The organism is Myroides sp. TSA_177.3, assembly GCF_052691955.1.
On the sequence record NZ_JBQZGD010000001.1, the window covers coordinates 89,377 to 108,688 of the forward strand.

18 protein-coding genes are annotated in these 19,312 nt (G+C 36.7%); 10 read left to right on the plus strand and 8 right to left on the minus strand.

What is annotated here, in order from left to right; translation table 11 throughout:
* Positions 1-3: 3 nt before the first annotated feature.
* From odhB to dgt, 5 genes are all read left to right on the plus strand, one after another.
* Positions 4-1,230, plus strand: coding sequence for a 2-oxoglutarate dehydrogenase complex dihydrolipoyllysine-residue succinyltransferase (gene odhB / locus ACUTSE_RS00400; RefSeq protein WP_002989776.1), 1,227 nt, complete (start codon positions 4-6; stop codon positions 1,228-1,230).
* A gap of 357 nt (positions 1,231-1,587) precedes the next feature.
* Entirely contained in the window at positions 1,588-1,812 is a 225-nt protein-coding gene (locus ACUTSE_RS00405; protein ID WP_060872706.1) for a hypothetical protein, read from the plus strand.
* A 456-nt stretch (positions 1,813-2,268) separates the two neighbouring features.
* On the plus strand, positions 2,269-3,177 hold the full coding sequence (locus ACUTSE_RS00410) for a DnaJ domain-containing protein (protein WP_445638839.1): 909 nt from the start codon (positions 2,269-2,271) through the stop codon (positions 3,175-3,177).
* Positions 3,178-3,300: 123 nt separating this feature from the next.
* The gene (locus ACUTSE_RS00415) at positions 3,301-4,005 is read left to right on the plus strand and encodes an AAA family ATPase (RefSeq protein ID WP_445638840.1); all 705 of its coding nucleotides are present in this window, start codon (positions 3,301-3,303) and stop codon (positions 4,003-4,005) included.
* Between the two features lie 23 nt (positions 4,006-4,028).
* Positions 4,029-5,372: a dGTP triphosphohydrolase gene (gene dgt / locus ACUTSE_RS00420; RefSeq protein WP_060872703.1), complete on the plus strand. Its 1,344-nt coding sequence runs from the start codon at positions 4,029-4,031 to the stop codon at positions 5,370-5,372.
* 65 nt (positions 5,373-5,437) lie between these two features.
* Here the strand turns inward: dgt and ACUTSE_RS00425 are convergent, their stop codons facing one another.
* Genes ACUTSE_RS00425 through rplU form a run of 4 tightly spaced genes read right to left on the minus strand, consistent with a single transcriptional unit; the run spans position 5,438 to position 7,948 of the window.
* The gene (locus tag ACUTSE_RS00425) at positions 5,438-6,784 is read right to left on the minus strand and encodes a hypothetical protein (RefSeq protein WP_445638841.1); all 1,347 of its coding nucleotides are present in this window, start codon (positions 6,782-6,784) and stop codon (positions 5,438-5,440) included.
* Between the two features lie 18 nt (positions 6,785-6,802).
* A complete protein-coding gene (locus ACUTSE_RS00430) occupies positions 6,803-7,246 on the minus strand; it encodes a hypothetical protein (RefSeq protein ID WP_445638842.1) in 444 nt (147 codons plus the stop codon).
* Between the two features lie 54 nt (positions 7,247-7,300).
* The gene (gene rpmA, locus ACUTSE_RS00435; protein WP_002989789.1) at positions 7,301-7,561 is read right to left on the minus strand and encodes a 50S ribosomal protein L27; all 261 of its coding nucleotides are present in this window, start codon (positions 7,559-7,561) and stop codon (positions 7,301-7,303) included.
* Positions 7,562-7,585: 24 nt separating this feature from the next.
* Positions 7,586-7,948: a 50S ribosomal protein L21 gene (gene rplU, locus ACUTSE_RS00440; protein ID WP_002989791.1), complete on the minus strand. Its 363-nt coding sequence runs from the start codon at positions 7,946-7,948 to the stop codon at positions 7,586-7,588.
* Positions 7,949-8,384: 436 nt separating this feature from the next.
* Here rplU and ACUTSE_RS00445 point away from each other — a divergent pair, with 436 nt between their 5' ends.
* From ACUTSE_RS00445 to ACUTSE_RS00455, 3 genes are all read left to right on the plus strand, one after another.
* Positions 8,385-9,704, plus strand: a complete 1,320-nt coding sequence (locus tag ACUTSE_RS00445; protein ID WP_002989794.1) for a M16 family metallopeptidase — start codon at positions 8,385-8,387, stop codon at positions 9,702-9,704.
* 21 nt (positions 9,705-9,725) lie between these two features.
* Entirely contained in the window at positions 9,726-11,771 is a 2,046-nt protein-coding gene (locus tag ACUTSE_RS00450; protein ID WP_445638843.1) for a M16 family metallopeptidase, read from the plus strand.
* A 238-nt stretch (positions 11,772-12,009) separates the two neighbouring features.
* On the plus strand, positions 12,010-12,399 hold the full coding sequence (locus tag ACUTSE_RS00455; protein WP_002989799.1) for a heavy-metal-associated domain-containing protein: 390 nt from the start codon (positions 12,010-12,012) through the stop codon (positions 12,397-12,399).
* Positions 12,400-12,440: 41 nt separating this feature from the next.
* On the opposite strand, the gene gldD is transcribed toward ACUTSE_RS00455, so the two are convergent.
* From gldD to mutY, 3 genes are read right to left on the minus strand one after another with little or no spacing between them, the layout of a single operon-like run.
* On the minus strand, positions 12,441-13,025 hold the full coding sequence (gldD, locus tag ACUTSE_RS00460) for a gliding motility lipoprotein GldD (RefSeq protein ID WP_002989801.1): 585 nt from the start codon (positions 13,023-13,025) through the stop codon (positions 12,441-12,443).
* 21 nt (positions 13,026-13,046) lie between these two features.
* Positions 13,047-13,487, minus strand: a complete 441-nt coding sequence (locus ACUTSE_RS00465; protein ID WP_002989803.1) for a single-stranded DNA-binding protein — start codon at positions 13,485-13,487, stop codon at positions 13,047-13,049.
* A gap of 11 nt (positions 13,488-13,498) precedes the next feature.
* A complete protein-coding gene (mutY, locus tag ACUTSE_RS00470) occupies positions 13,499-14,533 on the minus strand; it encodes an A/G-specific adenine glycosylase (RefSeq protein WP_445638844.1) in 1,035 nt (344 codons plus the stop codon).
* Between the two features lie 139 nt (positions 14,534-14,672).
* On the opposite strand from mutY, the gene ACUTSE_RS00475 reads away from it, so the two are divergent.
* Both ACUTSE_RS00475 and ACUTSE_RS00480 read left to right on the plus strand, forming a co-directional pair.
* The gene (locus ACUTSE_RS00475) at positions 14,673-14,969 is read left to right on the plus strand and encodes an HU family DNA-binding protein (RefSeq protein WP_002989807.1); all 297 of its coding nucleotides are present in this window, start codon (positions 14,673-14,675) and stop codon (positions 14,967-14,969) included.
* A 323-nt stretch (positions 14,970-15,292) separates the two neighbouring features.
* Positions 15,293-16,849 carry an Rne/Rng family ribonuclease gene (locus tag ACUTSE_RS00480; RefSeq protein WP_002989809.1) on the plus strand — a complete coding sequence of 519 codons (1,557 nt, stop codon included), beginning with the start codon at positions 15,293-15,295 and terminating at the stop codon, positions 16,847-16,849.
* Between the two features lie 37 nt (positions 16,850-16,886).
* On the opposite strand, the gene pbpC is transcribed toward ACUTSE_RS00480, so the two are convergent.
* The gene (gene pbpC / locus ACUTSE_RS00485) at positions 16,887-19,259 is read right to left on the minus strand and encodes a penicillin-binding protein 1C (RefSeq protein WP_445638845.1); all 2,373 of its coding nucleotides are present in this window, start codon (positions 19,257-19,259) and stop codon (positions 16,887-16,889) included.
* Between the last annotated feature and the right edge of the window lie 53 nt (positions 19,260-19,312).

Here is a 19,312-nt window from a genome sequence, read left to right on the forward strand (position 1 = left end):
ACGATGAGCATCTTAGAAATGAAAGTTCCTTCACCAGGTGAATCAATTACAGAGGTTGAAATTGCTACTTGGTTGGTAAAAGATGGAGACTATGTTGAAAAAGACCAAGCAATTGCTGAGGTTGATTCAGATAAAGCAACATTAGAATTGCCTGCTGAAGCAAGCGGAATCATTACTTTAAAAGCAGAAGAAGGTGACGCAGTAGCGGTAGGTCAAGTGGTTTGTTTAATCGATACTAGTGCTGCAAAACCGGCAGGAGGTTCTTCTACTGAGGCTAAGCCTGCGGCTGAAGCTCCAAAAGCGGAGGCTCCAAAAGCAGAACCTGTACAAGCGCCTGCAGCTGCAGCAACGTATGCAACAGGAACAGCTTCTCCAGCGGCTAAGAAGATACTAGATGAAAAAAATATTGATGCTGCTACAGTTTCTGGAACAGGAAAAGATGGTAGAATCACGAAAGAAGATGCTTTAAACGCGAAACATTCAATGGGTACTCCAACAGGAGGATCAAGAGGTGAGGAGCGTAAAAAAATGTCTATGTTACGTCGTAAAGTAGCAGAGCGTTTGGTTGAAGCTAAAAATACAACTGCAATGTTAACTACATTTAATGAGGTTAACTTGACAAACGTAAACAAGCTAAGAAGCGAATACAAAGATGCTTTCAAAGCAAAACACGGTGTTGGTTTAGGTTTCATGTCTTTTTTTACAAAAGCGGTTACTCGTGCTTTAGCATTATACCCAGATGTAAACTCTATGATTGACGGACAAGAGCAAATTAAATATGACTTCTGTGATATTTCAATTGCTGTATCTGGACCAAAAGGTTTAATGGTTCCTGTTGTTCGCAATGCTGAATTATTGTCTTTCCGCGGAGTTGAAGCTGAAATTAAACGTTTAGCAACAAGAGCTCGTGATGGACAAATTACAGTAGATGAAATGACTGGTGGTACATTTACAATCACAAATGGTGGTGTATTTGGATCGATGTTATCTACGCCAATTATCAACCCTCCACAATCTGGAATCCTAGGAATGCACAATATTATTGAGCGCCCAATCGCAGTTGATGGAAAAGTTGAAATTCACCCAATGATGTATGTAGCGTTATCGTATGACCACCGTATCATCGACGGACGTGAATCAGTAGGTTTCTTAGTAGCAATCAAAGAAGCATTAGAAAACCCAACTGAATTGTTGATGGATAACAATCCTAAAAAAGCATTAGAACTTTAATAGAATAAAGGTTTATATAGAAAAAAGGCAACTAGTTTAGTTGCCTTTTTTTATTGGAAAAGGATTAGGAGTTAAGGGTTAGGAGTTAAGGGGTAAATGAGGTTTGCCCAGGCTTGTTATCTAGTTACTTGGCAATTTGCCATTTGCCACTACAGTTTTTCATCCTCTCATCGCCTCACCACCTCACCATCTATCTCATTGGATTATATTTGTTTTCGTATTCGATGAATCTTCACTACGTTACGATTTCACCGTCCCACTCTCTCTCACCCAAATCCCCTCCTCAAATAACAAAATCAGAAACCGCACCAAAAAACCTTTTTCTATCGTATCTTTGTCTATTAAAATAACAAGACCATGTCGAAAGAAACGAAAAAAGGAATATTTAGAGGGATTATAGAAAAGGACGAATTAGGAAACTATTTTTGTGGACCTTACTTGTTGGATTACCAATACACAGAAGCTCAGTTCAAATTGGGAGATATGATTAGTATTAAAACGGTAATTGCGAATCCAAGTGGAAAAAGTAGAACAGCTTATCCGATGAAGTCGATGAAGTTTTTCTTAGCAGATGAAGAATAAATAGCTGTATTTAGGCGAATGGCTATAAAGGAATTGAGGAGATAATGGGTTATTGTCTCCTTTTTTTATGCCTTTACATTACCCCAACTCGTAACCCATAACTCCTAACTCACCCCAACTCATAACCATAATTCCTAACCCCTAACTCATAACCCCCAACCCATAACCCCCAACCCATAACCCCCAACCCCTAACCCCTAACTCCTAACCCCTAACCCCCAACCCATAACCTATAACTCCTAACTCACCCCAACTCATAACCCCCAACTCATAACCCCTAACTCATAACTCCCAACTCATAACCCCTACGAATAAAGAACACTCAAAGTATGAATTAGCGATTAATTTATTTTGTTAACTGCTGGTATTGCGCTACATTACCGTTCCATTAGGTAAAGCGTCTTCTGTGATTCGGAGACAAAGAAAGAAGGACAAGTATTTAATTTGCACAAGTATATGCGCAGCTATTATGCTATTTTAGAAGTGAATCCCACAGCTAGTTCAAACGAGATTAAACAGGCGTTTCGACGATTGTCTAAGCTGTATCATCCCGATATGAATCAAGGCAATACAACCTATCAAAACAAGTTGTTTGAAGTGATTAAAGCTTATGAGGTACTAGGGAATGAAGTTGAACGAAAAGCTTATGATTTGACGCTATATCGATCAACTTCCACCTCTTCAAGTGCACAAACAACCAGACAAGCCCAACCGACAGCAGATTATTATAAACCCGAAGTGGTGAATTTCAGTTGCAATCAGACGTATTTCTTTATGGGAGATTGGATTGAAATTAGTTGGGAATGCAAACAAGCGGATATGATTCGAATTTATCCCATGGGCTATATGGATGAATTAAGAGGTAAAGTTATTTATCGCGTAAAAGAATTAGATGCGAAGTATTTGTCTTTTGAGTTGACAGCAACGAATAAGTATAGTGCACATGTAGAAAAGCGTAGTATTCACTTGAATAATGGCGTGTATATGAATTTCACGGAGGCTAACCTGCAAGATCAGGTGAACTATGCAAATCCTCACCATTGGAGTATGGGATTTCTAGCTCCTTTAGGCAGAAGCTCAAGAAAGGATTACGGATTGCGTGTGGCCCTTCTCGCAAGTCTATTTTTAAGTGCCTTTTTTTATGCCCCTTATTTTAAAGTTGAAGGAACCTATTCTTTTATTTGTACGGCCTTAATTTATGTTTTGATTATTTGTTCTGCTAGACGTCTTCACGATGTCAATCGACATGGAATACTTTCTTTACTGTTGTTGATTCCGTTGTTGAATATTGCAGTTTTGCTTATCTTACTCTTGTTAAAGGGAGAAGACTTACCCAATAAGCACGGTCGTAAACCTAAGTTTTAACTGGATCAAATTGGTTTAAATAGAGATTGTTTTTCCTTTGCTTTTTTACGGAAACTCGTTGGAGTGTAACGTTTTTTTTAGCTTATATTTGTAGTTAATAATGTTCAAATCCTATTTTTTGAGATGAGTTCTTTGTATTATATCGATCGAACGGATACTCGCTTAGAAGACGTTATGTTTACGGAAGCAGTAGCAAGAGAAATCGAAGCGTTCTTAAAGGAATATAAGTATCGTGAAATTTTGACGAAATACAACCTACCAGTAAGTAATAAGATCTTACTCTACGGTAAAACAGGTTGTGGTAAAACAATGACCGCAAAAGCCATTGCAAAGCAGTTAGATAAAAAGCTAATCATTGTAAATTTGGCGACTATTGTTTCGTCTAAACTGGGTGAAACAGCAAAAAATATCGAAAGTCTATTTAAAGAAATTCAATATGAAAGCGCTGTTTTGTTTTTTGATGAGTTTGACTCTTTAGGGCAAATTCGCGATTATGACAACAAAGATAATAGTGAAATGAAACGCGTGGTCAATGCCATCTTACAACTCATTGATAACTTTCCACAAAAGTCTATTTTAATTGCTGCGACCAATCAAATACAAATGATTGATGAAGCATTAGTGCGTCGTTTTGAATTAAAACTCGAATATACAGCGCCGGAAAAAGAGGCCTTAGATTTGTATTATGATAAAATGTTGGCTGTTTATCCTGTTGAATATGCAGCTGTAGAACGATTGTATGATATTTCGTATGCAGAGGCCAAGACGCATATTTATCGTACAGTAAAGAACAATATTATTACAAGCCAATTAGAGTTAGAAAATTAGTAAAGAATAAAAGAATAGAATATATGATGAAATGGGAAAAGTTACTGTCTTTAAAGAAACACGGTGACACATTTGTACGAAATCGCTTAGATGAAAGTCAGACGAGAATTGGGTTTGAAGTAGATTATGATCGCATTATCTTTTCTTCTCCTTTTCGCAGTTTACAAGATAAAACACAAGTTATCCCTTTATCAAAAACAGACTTTGTTCACACAAGGTTGACACATAGTTTAGAAGTTTCTGTGGTAGGTCGTTCATTAGGACGAAATGTAGGAGAGAAGCTCTTGAAGAAATATACCTATTTGTCAGAAGAATACGGTTATACAGTTAATGATTTTGGCGCAATCGTTGCCGCAGCATCCTTAGCACATGATATTGGAAACCCTCCATTTGGTCATTCTGGTGAAAAGGCAATAGGCGATTATTTTAGTCGAGGTAAAGGACAAGTGTTCAAAGAACAACTAACAGAAAAAGAATGGCAAGACTTGATTGATTTTGAAGGAAATGCCAATGGTTTTTCAATTTTGACTAAATCGCGCCCTGGTATTGAAGGAGGATTGCGTATTTCATATGCTACCTTAGGTGCTTTCATGAAATACCCAAAGGAGAGTTTACCTAAAAAACCAACACGTGATATTTCGGATAAGAAGTATGGTTTTTTTCAAGGAGACAAAGAAGCATTTATTGATGTCGCTTCTGAATTGGGAATGATCATGAAAGATGATCGTGTAGAAACTGCATTCTACCGCCATCCATTGGCTTATTTAGTAGAAGCAGCAGATGATATCTGTTATACCATTACCGATTTTGAAGATGGGATTAATTTAGGATGGATTCCGGAAGAACACGCGTTGGAGTTCTTGATCATGATTGTTCAAAATAGCATCAATACACAAAAGTATTCACAATTAAATTCGAAAGAAGACCGCGTAAGTTATTTACGTGCTTTGGCTATTGGAAGTTTAATTGACGATGTAACTCGCTTGTTTATTGAGAATGAAGAAAAGATTTTAGCAGGGGATTATCCTTTTGCTTTAACAGAGAAGTGTTCTTACATCGCTCAAATGAAGGATATCTTAGCTGTAAGCATCAATAACGTCTATCAGAGTAAAGAAGTCATTGAAAAGGAAATCATCGGGTACCAAGTAATAGAAACGCTTTTAGAACGCTTTATTACGGCTACAAATAATCGTTATTACGGAGAAGATAACCATTATGATGGGTTAATCATTAAATTACTTCCAGAACGCTATATTATAGAAAGTGATAGTATGTACGAACGCTTGATGAGTATTTGTCATTTTGTTTCGATGCTAACGGATGGAAAAGCATTAGAATTGTATCATACCATAAAAGTAACCAAATAAAAAAAGGGCTTTTGAAATTCATTTCAAAAGCCCTTTTTCATTATTTAAACAAATATGGAAATGCCTTATTTTTTAGTTGTTGGGATCCAAACGTGAGCGTAAGCCATCATTCCTCCGTCCCATGCTTTCATAGCATCTGGAGCAGCAAGTGCTTTTGCTTCTTCTAGTGTTGTTCCAATTACGTTTCCTTTACTCGTAGAGATAGATGTTACACCACCTTTTGTTGCAATAGCAAATGTTGCTTTTGTTCCATCTGCATAATCTTTAACGTATAACGTTAAGAATTGCCCATTTCTTTCTGCGTAGTATCCTTCAGAGTTTGTGATTTCAAAAATGATTTGTCCTTTAGCTTTGTCAGCAAAAACTTTTTTCAATTCTAATTTTCCACCTTCATCAAATGTACCTGATCCAGCGAAATCTCCCATGAATAAGAACGCTTCGTTGTTTTCTCCCATTGTGAATTGATAGTATCCTAAGTTATTGCCAATTGTAGCAGAAACATAAGTACCTTTTAATCCTTCAAATGCAGGAATCGTTTCGCCACCTTCACTACCTTCTTTTGTGTAAGTAGTAAATCTACCTCCAGTTAAGTCAGTTGCTAAAGCAAATTCAGCCTCTGCTTTCGTTTTTGCATCAGCCTCACCAAAAGTTAATCTAGCGATATCTACTGTGTTAGCTGTAATGTTTTTTAATTGAGTCACATAGTAAGTACCCGCTTTCTCTCCTTTACCTTCTAATAAGATTTTGTTTGTATTTGTATTGTGTTTTAATACAGTCATATCATAATCTCCATTGAAATTTACGATTGTATTAGAGAAGTTGTAGAAATACGTGTGTCCTTGTGCAGAGAAAACGTATTTTCCTTGTACAGGAAGATTAATTTTTTCTGAAGGCTCACCATTCATTTTAGTCAATTTCAACCAACCAAATTTGTTGTTTGCATGATCTGGTGTTGAATTTCCACTTGCAGGGTAAACCGCTTTAATTGCTTCGATTTCTGAAGTGAAAGAATAGTCAATATTGATATCTAGTGATTCCCCTTCTTTAATATTGCGTAAGAAAAACGCTTTGTATTCGCTTTCTGTTTCATGTTTCGAAACTACTTTTAATACACCATCTGTATTTTTATAAATTTTGATGATGTTATATAGGTCATCTTCTTGTCCGCTTCCTGCCATTAATGACATTTGCATTGAGATTGATTTCTTTTTAAAATCAAATGGGATTGGATTTCCAGCATGCCCGTAAGCGTAAGTACCTTCAAAATGAAGTTCAGTACCTACTTCTGTTTGTCCATTTTCGTCTGGTTTCTCTGGTCTGATTACGTTATCATCACTAGAACAACTAGTAGTACCAAATGAAATGAATGCAAGTATTGCTAAAGCAGATAGGAATTTAGTTACTTTCATCATGAGTAGATTATTATGTTTTTAGTTATAATTTAATTTAGACCAAAAATAAATAAGAAAAATGAGATGTGCAATATTATTTTTATTTTTTCTAAATAAGAATAACTGGTAAAGGAAATTGGCGATGAGAGGGTGAGGTGATGAGGCGGTGAGGTGATGAGGTGATGAGGCGGTGAGGTGATGAGGCGGTGAGGTGATGAGGCGGTGAGGTGATGAGGCGGTGAGGCGGTGAGGTGGTGAGGTGGTGAGGTGGTGAGGTGGTGAGGTGGTGAGGTGGTGAGGTGGTGAGGTGGTGAGGTGGTGAGGTGGTGAGGCGGTGAGGCGGTGAGGCGGTGAGTAGGGGCAAATGGCAATTTGCCCTGTATATTGGAAAATTGAACCCAAAAGAATCCCGTAGGGGCAAATGGAAATTTGCCCTGTATATTGGAAAATTGAACCCCAAAAAAAAAGGTACTGTGCAAACACAGTACCTTTTTTTATTTTGTAATCTTTTATCTGTGTAAACAGATAAGTAGATTCTTAAGCTTCAAATGGTAAGATAGAAACGTAAGACTTGTTGTCTTTTTTCTTTTGGAATTTAACAACACCGTCAACTTTAGCATGTAAAGTATGGTCTTTTCCCATATAAACGTTTTCACCAGGATTATGCTTAGAACCTCTTTGTCTTACAAGGATGTTTCCAGCGATAGCTGCTTGACCACCGTAAATCTTAACACCTAAGCGTTTCGATTCTGATTCTCTACCGTTCTTCGAACTTCCGACACCTTTTTTGTGAGCCATGACGTTATAATTTTAAATTGTTAATTACTCAGCTGCTTCAGCTGTTTCTTTTTTAGTCGCTTTTTTCTTTGCTCCACCGAAGTTGATTCCTTCAATTACGATTTGAGTCAAAGCTTGTCTGTGACCGTTTTTCTTTTTGTAACCTTTTCTTCGTTTCTTTTTGAAAACGATTACTTTGTCACCTTTAAGGTGTTGTAAAACTTTAGCTTCTACAGAAGCACCTTCTATAACTGGGGCGCCTACAGTAATGTTGTTGTTGTCATCAACTAAAAGAACTTTATCAAAAGTGATAGTCGCTCCTTCTTCTGTTGCCAAACGGTGAACATAAACTTTAAGGTCTTTGCTAACTTTGAATTGTTGCCCAGCTATCTCTACGATTGCGTACATAACAATAAATTATTAAGGTTTATTTAAGTGTGCAAATTTACAAATCTTTTTTAATTGGTCAAATCTTTTTGATTATTTGTTTTGTAATGTTGTGATTCGTAAGTTCTAAGTTCATGAAATGAGCCATATTTTTCTTTTTGGATTGAAGTGTCTTCTTTCTTTAATCGGAAATTGTTTAGAAAAGCGAAAACACAAAAAAGCAAAAAAGCATCTTCACAAAGCACAAATCGCACTGAATAAGAGTGAATGATCTAAATAATATAAATCCTTCTTTAATCGAAAATTCTTCAAAAAAGCAAAAAAGCGAAAACACAAAAAAGCCTCCTTGTGGTTTTGCTAACGAAATGTTAAATTTCACTATTTAGATTAACTCCCTTGTAACATTTCAAAAAATGTGCGTCTAATCTACGTATAAACTAAATTCAAAAACTACAAAATGAAAAGATCACTCTTGATTTTGGGCGCATTATTTTACGGAATGACAGCGTCAGCTCAAAAAGTGGAATTCGAAGAATACACGTTAGACAATGGGCTAAAAGTTATTTTACATCAGGATAAATCAGCGCCTGTTATTATTACTTCTGTGATGTATCACGTAGGAGCAAAGGATGAAAACCCAGAGCGTACAGGATTCGCGCATTTCTTTGAACATTTATTGTTTGAAGGAACAAAAAATATTGAGCGTGGAGAATGGTTTAAGTTGGTAACAGCAAACGGAGGTAAAAATAACGCCAATACATCAGACGATAGAACGTACTATTATGAGGTATTCCCGTCAAATAATTTAGAACTATCGTTATGGATGGAGTCTGAGCGTTTGATGCACCCAATTATCAACCAAATTGGTGTGGATACACAAAATGAGGTTGTAAAAGAGGAGAAGCGTTTGCGTATGGATAACCAACCTTACGGTCAATTATTACCTCAAGTAAAAGAAAATTTATTCAAGAAACACCCATACCGTTGGGCTCCTATTGGATCAATGGAGCATTTAGATGCTGCTACTTTAGAGGAGTTCTTGGCTTTTAATAAAAAATTCTATATCCCTAATAATGCTGTATTAGTTGTAGCAGGAGATTTTGAAACAGCACAAGCTAAAAATTGGATTAAGCAATATTTTGGTTCTATTGCAAAAGGAACACCTGTAACACGTGCTGCAATCCAAGAAGATCCAATTACAAAAGAAATCAGAGCAGAGTATCAAGATCCGAATGTTCAGATTCCGATGTTAGTTCAAGCGTACCGTACACCATCAATGAAAACACGTGATGCTCGTGTATTGGATATGATTTCTTCCATCTTATCAAATGGAAAAAGCTCTAGATTATACAAGAAAATCGTAGATGAGCAGAAAAAAGCGCTAGAAATTGGTGCATTCAATTTAAGTCAAGAAGATTACGGAGCGTACTTAATCTATGGTTTACCAATGCAAGGGTATACTACAGAAGATTTAGTTACTGAAATCGACAAAGAAATTGAAAAATTACAAACTGAATTAATTTCTGAACGCGATTTTCAAAAATTACAAAACGTATTAGAAAATGAATACGTTAGAGGAAACTCTGACTTAGAAGGATTGGCTCATAACTTAGCTACTTATAGCTTGTTATATGGAGATACAAATCTAATCAATACAAATATTGAAATGTATAGAGACATTACGCGTGAAGAAATCCGCGAGGTAGCTAAAAAGTATTTGAATAAAAATCAGCGATTGATTTTAGATTATACTCCAGAAAAAGACGCAAATAACTAAGGCTAAACAAGTAAAAGAAAAATGAAAAAAGTATATATATATGCAGCTAGTTTAGTTTTTGCTTTAGCAGCTGCTCAATTACAAGCACAAGATAGAAAACAACCCCTATCGGGACCAGTACCAACAGTACATGTAGGACAACCGACTTCATTTGTATTAAAAAATGGATTAAAAGTTTTGGTTGTTCCTAATCATAAATTACCTCAAGTTTCTTATATGTTGACGATTGATAATCCATTAGTCGTAGAAGGAGATAAAGCGGGGGTAGCTTCTATATTATCAGAAGTACTAGGAAATCAAACAAAGAAAATGTCTAAGGAACAATTCAATGATGAGATTGATTTCTTAGGAGCAAATGTTCGTTTTTCTGCAGGTGGTGCTTTTGCAAGTGGATTGTCAAAGTACAATGAAACTATTTTAGGTTTATTAGCGGATGGAGCTTTAAACTCAGTAATCACACAAGAAGAATTTGACAAAGCAAAAGCTCAAGTAATTGAGTCTTTAAAAACAAGTGAGAAAAGTGTATCTGCCGTTGCAAGTCGTGTAGAAGATGCGTTGTTATATGGTAAAAATACAGCAGCGGGAGAGTTTGAAACAGAAGCAACAGTATCGAATGTTACTTTAGCTGATGTACAAGAATATTACGCGAAATATTTTTCTCCAAACAACGCTTATTTAGTGGTGGTTGGTGATGTTGATTACAAGAAAACAGAAAAAGCAGTGAAGTCGTTATTCAACAATTGGAAAAAATCAACGACAACATTCACTGAAGGAACTACAAATAAAAATGTTGCTGCAACGCAAATTGATTTTGTCAATATGCCAAATGCTGTACAGTCTGAGATTGCCTTGGTTAATGAGGTGAATTTAAAAATGACTGACTCAGATTATTTCGCTGCTCTTTTAGCGAACCAAATCTTAGGTGGCGGTGGAGAAGGACGTTTGTTCTTGAACTTACGTGAAGCACACGGATGGACGTATGGTGCGTATTCTTCAATTAGTACAGCACGTAAATACCCAGGGAAATTTAGAGCGAGTGCTTCTGTACGTAACGTAGTAACAGATAGTGCTGTAACTGAATTTATCAAAGAAATCAACTTAATGCGTACAACGCTAGTGAAGGATGATGAATTGAAAATGGCAAAGGCGAAGTATATCGGAAACTTTGTGATGGAAATCCAAAAACCAGAAACAGTAGCGCGTTATGCTTTAAATAAAGAATTGCACCAATTACCTGCAGATTTCTATGAAAACTATATCAAGAGTATCAACGCAGTAACGCCACAAGATATTCAAAAAGCAGCGCAAAAATATTTCTTGAATGACAATATGCGCATTGTAATTGTTGGAAAAGGAGCGGATGTTGTACCTGCATTAGAAGGATTACAAAAACCAATGTTCTTCTATGATAAAGAAGCAAATGCAGTTGAAAAACCAGTATTCAAAAAAGAAGTTCCTGCTGGAGTAACAGTACAAACTGTTTTAGCAAACTACATCCAAGCGATTGGAGGAGATGCTAAAGTAAAAGCAGTGAAATCGTTGATGATTACAAGTGAAGCTGAAGTACAAGGCATGAAGTTGGAGATGGTGAATAAAGTAAAAGACGGCTTTTTATCATCAGAACAAAAAATGATGGGAGCAGTAATGTCTAAGCAAGTGATTACACCTAAAGCGGGGTATTCAGTTGTTCAAGGACAAAAAGCAGAAATCACTGGAGAAGAATTGAAAGAGGCTCAAGTAGAAGCAACTCCATTTAGTGAGTTAAAAGCAAATGCAACAGCGGTATTAACAGGAATTGAGTCAATCAATGGTGTTGATGCTTATGGTGTAAAAGTTGGAAATACAACAAGCTATTACGATACAGCAACAGGATTAAAAGTAGCTGTTGTTCAAGAAGTAGAGCAAATGGGGCAAAAAATGCAACAAGTAGTTAACTATTCGGATTACAAAGAAGTAAAAGGAATTAAATTTCCATTCGTTCAATCGATGAATGTCGGTATTGAAATCGAGATGAAAATCAAGGAAATTAAAGTTAACGAAGGAGTTTCGGATGCAGATTTTAAATAATCTTTTTTAAAATTAATTATAATTCTTTTGAGAAGTCGCTATTCTAATCGAATAGCGACTTTTTTTATTGGGGAATAGGAGGGAGTTGTAGAAAAATAAAAATACAGAAGCCAAGCGGATGCTGAAGTATTGATTCTCAAAACAAAAAGAGTGAATTAGAGGGAGCGAGGGATTTATTTTTTTGTATTTTTGTACCTAAGAAAAGCATTGTATAAATCAAAGCATTAACAAGAACAAGATGAAAATAGTAAAACTAGGATTAGTTGCCTTATTAGGAGGAGTTTTTTTAGTGGGATGTAAAAGCGAAACTAAAAAAGAAGCAGAGCAAGCAGAAACTGTAGAGCAAGTAGAAACAACTGCGACAGAAACGAATGAAGTGGCAGGAAACATGGAACAAGCTACCTTTCAAATTGAAGGAATGACTTGTGCTTTGGGATGTGCTAAAATGATTGAAGGAAAGTTAACTGGATTACAAGGAGTAAAAGAAGCTACTGTTGACTTTGACAGCAAAACAGCTACGGTTGTTTTTGATGACGCTAAGCAAAATGGAGAGTCGTTAACACAAACGGTTCAGAAAATTGCAAATGGCAGTTATAAAGTAGAGAACTTAGATATTAAAGCGCTTTAATAATAGAATAAAAAAAGCTTTCGATCATCGAAAGCTTTTTTTTATTTCTTCGTTTGTTCCCAACGCAACGATTCTAGCATTTTTCGCATATCCTGTTGGATATAGTTACTAGCTGGAAGGATGGAATCAAAGTTTGGCTTGGCATAAAAATACAACGAAGCTACAACGAAGTTTTTAACGCTATCTGTAGCGTAAAACTGTACATTGGTAGCTGCATTACCTCCTACGTGATAAAACATACCGTAAACGCGGTCTTCTTCGTTTAAATACGGTTGTTCGATAATCTCATCTGCTTTGATAAAATGTTCATAGGTCAATTTTTGAGCATCTTTGAGTAATGCGTCTAAATTGTTGTCTACAGTTTTATAATTCATGAAAATAGTCGCTTTCATTTCAGGGTAGTGTACCTCGAATGCGGTTGACTTAATTTCCTTCACTGATGCAGTCTTGTTTAAATCAAAGGTAAAATGATGATAGGAGTTCTCGTAGCTTTGATATTCTTGTTGAGGGTACTCAAGAGCTAGATAGGCATTTGGTCTTGGTGTTGTTTCTTTTTTGCAAGAACCTAGTACTAGCAATGCGCCTAAAAAGGCAGCGCCATAAAGGGCAAATGTTTTTTGGAACATAGGGTTGATTTACTTATCCGTTTAAAAAGGCAAATTATCATTGTTATTTTCTCCAGGAATAGAGAAGTTATCAATGGCCTTCTTGCGTTCTATTTCTTCTGGTGAAGCTGTTTTTCCACCTTCTTTTTTCGTATCCAAGAACATGAATTCCGTTACAATAATTTCTACAATTTGTTTTTGTAATCCTTCTTCTGTAATCCATTGTCTGGTGCGAATTCTACCTTCTACATAAATACGATCGCCTTTTGTGAGGTGTTTTTCACAAATTTCCGCTTGTTTATTGCGGACTACAATATTATGCCATTCCGTAGAAGTGATGCGTTCATTGGTTGACTTATTAATGTAAACTTCGTTGGTAGCTAAGGGAAAACGCCCAATGCAATTGCCATTTTCAAAATAGTGTATTTTGACATTTTCGCCTAGGTGGCCAATAAGGGTTACTTTGTTCAAGGTGCCATTCATAAGTGAAAAAATTAGACAGTTAAGGATTGAATAAAGTTATGAATTACAATTGGAAAACCAAATTTATTTAATTCCTCCCAAGGAATAGGATTCGCTAGTGTGGTATTGGTTTTAACGAGCCAAAAGTGAATATGTATTTTTTGGTGTGAGAGTTGATGAATAATCACTTCTTGTGTCAGGCATTCTATATGCGTAATAGCAGAAGAAATAGGTTGCTGCTGAAGGTATTCTTCCATGTTGATTGGGGTGTCCTCGAATCGATCCATTACAGGGAATTGATAGAGGTTTTGCCAAATGTCTTTTTTGGTGCGTTGTTCCAGTTGGGTATTCCCAGCCTCATCGAGGTAAATCAGGAAGTCCATATAGCGATTTTTTACCTTGGTTTTACTCAGTTTTACTGGTAGCTTGTCCACTTGGTTGGTTTGATATGCTACACAGGTCGTTATAAAAGGACAAGGGGTGCAATCTGTTCCTTTAGGCGTGCATTGAATGGCGCCAAAATCCATGATGGCTTGATTGAAAATAGCGGGTTGTTCTGGACAGATTAGGCCTGCCGCCACCTGCTGAAACTCTTTTTTTGTTCTTTGAGTAGATATATCAGATGTAATTCCGTAAATTCGTGCGAGAACTCGAAAAACATTCCCATCAACAACGGGAACGACTTCATCATAAGCAATAGAGGCTATTGCGGCAGCGGTGTATTCACCTACGCCTTTTAGGGTGAGTAAGTCTTTATAAGTTGTTGGGAACTGTCCATTTAGTTCATAGGCTACTTTCTTAGCTGTTGCATGTAAATTACGTGCACGACTATAGTATCCTAAACCTTGCCAAAGTAGTAAAACATCATCTTCTTGGGCATTTGCTAAATCAAAAACAGTAGGATAAGTCTGTTTAAAAGCCTCAAAATAGGGTAATCCTTGCGCCACGCGCGTCTGTTGAAGAATAATTTCTGATAGCCAAATGTAATACGGATCTTTTGTTTCACGCCAAGGTAAAAAGCGTTTGTTGTCTAAGTACCAAGCTATTAGTTTGTTAGAGAAAATCATGATTAAAATGTGTGAAAGGCAAAAATAAACGATATATAATTAAATTTTAATCGATTAAGATTGAATTATTGGATTATAAATTAATATATTTGCACACTCTAAAAAAAACGGACAACAACAAATATAATTAATATCTAAAATGACTAAAGCGGACATTGTAGCTAAAATTTCAGAGAAATTAGGGCTTGAGAAAGGTGACGTTCAAGCGACAGTAGAATCTTTTATGGATGAAGTAAAAGCGTCGTTAGAAACAGGTGAAAATGTGTATTTAAGAGGTTTTGGAAGTTTTATCATCAAAACAAGAGCTGAGAAAACTGGAAGAAACATTTCTAAAAACACAACAATTAGGATTCCAGCTCACAACATTCCTGCATTTAAACCAGCTAAAGTGTTTGTAGAAGGTGTAAAATCAAACACAGAAGTAAAAGTAAAATAATTTATTAATCTCTAAATTACACACATTATGCCAAGTGGTAAAAAAAGAAAAAGACATAAGGTAGCAACGCATAAGCGTAAAAAAAGAGCGAGAGCTAACCGTCACAAAAAGAAAAAGTAGTTTAATACTACTTTTTTCTTTTCTAAGAAATTTCAAAGTACGCTCATTGATAGATATCTTATCAAGTTGAAGAAGGAATAAACAAGTCTAACTTGTTTTTAAAATAATGTTTAATCCATCTATACAAACTCCTTTTGTTTTGACGGGATTCTCCAAAATAATCAAAACAGTGTAATGAATGAGTATGGATAAAAATGTACAGTGTGAATAAAGAGCTAATTATTAGGTCGAATTCTGATACAGTAGATTTTGCCTTATTAAAAGATGGAAAACTAATTGAACTACACAGAGAGCGTGAGGCTGATGAAGGTAATGGTTTTCAAGTAGGCGATATTTTTATTGCCAAAATTAGAAAACCCGTTCCTGGATTGAATGCCGCGTTCGTACACGTAGGTTTTGAAAAAGATGCTTTTTTGCATTATCATGACTTAGGTCCGAACTTAAAAACGCTGCTGAAGTTCACTAAACTTGTAAGTGGAGGTAAATTAAAAGATTTCGCCTTAGAAAACTTTGTTTTTGAAGAAGAAATAGATAAAGATGGTGCAATTACAGATGTATTGAGTGCCAACCAATCTTTGCTAGTACAAATAGTTAAAGAACCTATTTCGACAAAAGGACCGCGTATTAGTTCTGAATTATCAATCGCAGGTAGATATGTAGTACTTGTGCCTTTTTCAAATCGCATCTCAATTTCTCAAAAAATTGAGTCGAAAGAAGAGAAGGAACGATTAAAGAAATTAGTACAGTCCATTAAACCCAAAGGTTTTGGTGTAATCGTACGCACAGTGGCCGAAGATATGAAAGTAAGCGAGATCGATAAAGATTTGCGCAACTTGATGTCGAAGTGGAATAACATGTGCAAAAAGTTAACAACCGCACATCATCCTTCGAAAGTGTTGGGTGAAGTAAACAAAGCTTCCTCAATATTACGAGATGTTTTTAATGATACTTTTACGGGGATCATTACGGATGACGAGGATTTGTATTATCAAACCAAGGACTATTTGCAAGAAATTGCCCCTGCTAAGGTGTCGATTGTAAAACATTATCAATCGAGAGAAGTTCCAATTTTTGAAAAATACAGCATTGAACGCCAAATTAAAACCTCTTTTGGTAAAACCGTTTCTATGAGCAAAGGTGCTTATCTGATCATAGAGCATACGGAGGCGTTGCATGTCATTGATGTGAATAGTGGAAATCGTTCAAACAAAGCACAATCACAAGAAGACACAGCCCTTGAAGTAAACCTAATTGCTGCTGCAGAAATTGCACGTCAGTTGAGATTAAGAGATATGGGTGGAATTATCGTGGTCGATTTTATTGATATGGGTAATCCAGAGAATAGAAAAACCCTTTATGACTTCTTGAAAGAGGAGATGAGCGATGATAAAGCCAAACACAAAATTTTACCACCAAGTAAATTTGGATTGATCCAAATCACTAGACAACGCGTGAGACCTGAAGTGTCAATCGAAACTAGAGAAGAAGATCCAAATGAACACGGTGAGATTGAAGCGCCAATTTTAGTTATTGATAAAATTAGAGCTCGAATCGAAAATATTATTGCAAGAGATCCATCTTGCAAAATAATCTTGAATACGCACCCTTTTGTGGCGGCCTATCTAACGAAAGGATTGCCTTCTTTAAGAATGAAGTGGTGGATGGAATTCAAGAAATGGGTCAAAATTGTACCGCGTGACGCTTACACGTATTTAGAATACCATTTCTTTGATGATAAAGGAAAGGAAATATCAGAATAACGAAAAACCCAAAACGGACACCGTTTTGGGTTTTTTGTTAGGATTGTTTTTCAAGGTAGAATTCAATCGTTTGTGTATGACCTTCTTCATCGGTAATGGTGAGGTAATTAATACCTGTTTTTCCGTGTATGGCCAATTCGTGAAACTGCCTTGTTGATCCAATATATTCTTCATTTAAATACCAAAACAGTGTTTTGTTTGCGCTACTTGTACTTGCTTTCGCCACAAAAGGTTGCAGTTGAGCATAGAAATTTTTAGTGAGATAAATGTGTTCCCCGTGTTTCGGATAGATAAATTCTATCTTTTTGAGTTGATCCTGTGGACCACAATCAGCCCTGAACGGCGGGAGGTCTTGATAATCACTGTGTGACTTTCGATAGAAATAAGCCATCGTTGGCGGTAAAATAAACCAAGGGGTTGGTACAATTTGATCCACAGCTTCACATTGACTATTGACTTGATACTGTAAGCTAGCATCTAAGTGCACGAGTTTATGGTAAGGACAGAGTACCGTTTTCTTTGCGCGAAAAGGAGCGAGGTCTGTTTTAGTTTGAGGACAATTAGGTCCCGCTAAGTAACCAGAGGTTGAACAAATCGACACTTCTTCCAGATCGTTAAGTGGTGCAGTCATGTCCTTTTGCTTAGGCAGTAGCTTGAACAAATCAAAGAGAATAGGACCTGCCATGCGAACACCACTGATAGAAGGACGCCCTTCTCCAGTTGCATTCCCTACCCACACACTAACTACATATTTTTTGTTGACACCAATCGCCCAGGCATCTCGTCCTCCAAAACTTGTCCCTGTTTTCCACGCGATTTTAAGCGCTGAGTCGTAGTATTGCCAAGCTTCATCACCTTCGGGTCTATTTACTTTCGTTAAGGCCTCAAATGTATTGTAAATCGCTCCTGCGCCCCAAATAGTCTTTTCTTTGGAACTTTCACCATAAGTTTGTGTATAATCGGCTTTCCAGTTTAATTCTTGTATTTCTTTGGTGCGATATTCATGCGCCGTGTTGTAATGATTCACAGTACCAACCATTCCCGCATAGGCTCTTGTTAGTTGCCATAAACTACTTTCGGCTCCTCCTAAAATTAAAGATAAGCCATAGTGATCTGGGTATTTGTTGATGGAGGATAGTTGCAACTGTTGTAAATTGTCATAAAAGCGATACACCCCATACTGTTGTAGCATTAAAACAAAGGGGATATTCAACGATCGAGATAAAGCTTCATTCGCTGTTGTAGCCCCTTCATAACTATTCGAAAAGTTGGTCGGTTTATAGCCAGAGATTACCACCGGAATATCCGCAACTAATTGATGAGGAAGAAGGGAAGCGTCATCCAACATGGCGGCATAGAGAAAAGGTTTTAAAATACTCCCCGTGCTTCTATTGGCTTGGATGATATCCACATCTTTTTGATGGGTAACAGTAGTTGGCGAGTTGCCTATGTAAGCAATAACATCTCGGTTTTCTACATCTACAATCAATGCCGCAATATTGTATACCTCCGCTTGTCTGTAATGCAGGTAATAGTTGGCGATAATATCATTTGCTCTTTGTTGTACCTGATAATCAATTGTGGTAACCAAACGCTCTTCTTTATTGGTTTTGGCAACATATTGTAAGAGATGAGGAGCTATTTGGGGTAACTCGTGAGGCTTTTGAGGCAACGGTTCTGTAAGGGCTAGTTCGTAGGTGCTTTGATCAATCTTATGTGCTTCGAGGAGCTTTTTCAACAAAGCATTGCGTTTGTTTAATAGGATTTCTTGGTTCTTACCAGGATAAATTAAACGAGGAGCATTCGGTAATACAGCCAATGTAGCACTTTCAGCCCAAGAAAGTTGCTCAGGAGCTGTTCCGAAGTAACGCCAAGCCGCAACATCCAGGCCTACAACATTTCCTCCAAAAGGAGCATGGGAGGCATATAAGTTTAAAATGGATTGTTTGCTGTATTTGAATTCTAAGCGTGTTGCTTGAATCAGTTCAATGATTTTTTCAAAATAGGTTCGCTTTTGTCCATCTCTAGCTAGACGAATAGTTTGTTGGGTTAATGTACTTCCTCCTCTTTTTATTTTATCAGCAGATAGGTTAGACATAAAAGCTTTGACCATAGATACGGGATTGAATCCCCAATGGTATTGGAAATATTCATCTTCGTATAACGTGATACAGGTTTTAAACTTATCGGGCACCGCTTGCATTTCAGGAAATCTCCATTGACCATCAGGAGCAATTTGAGCCGCTAATAGTTGGTGATCCTTACTCTCAATAACAGTAGAATACGGCGCATCAAATAACGTTCGGGGCAAACAAAAATAGTAGGCAATCAAAGCAATGCCTACAAGAATAACAAGCACTTTCTTTTTTGTGCTCCACGTACTCCATTTTAAATTGAGATTGAATTTCATATAAAAGCAATACAGGGATTGCTATCCCTGTATTTATCTTGATTTAATTTTTC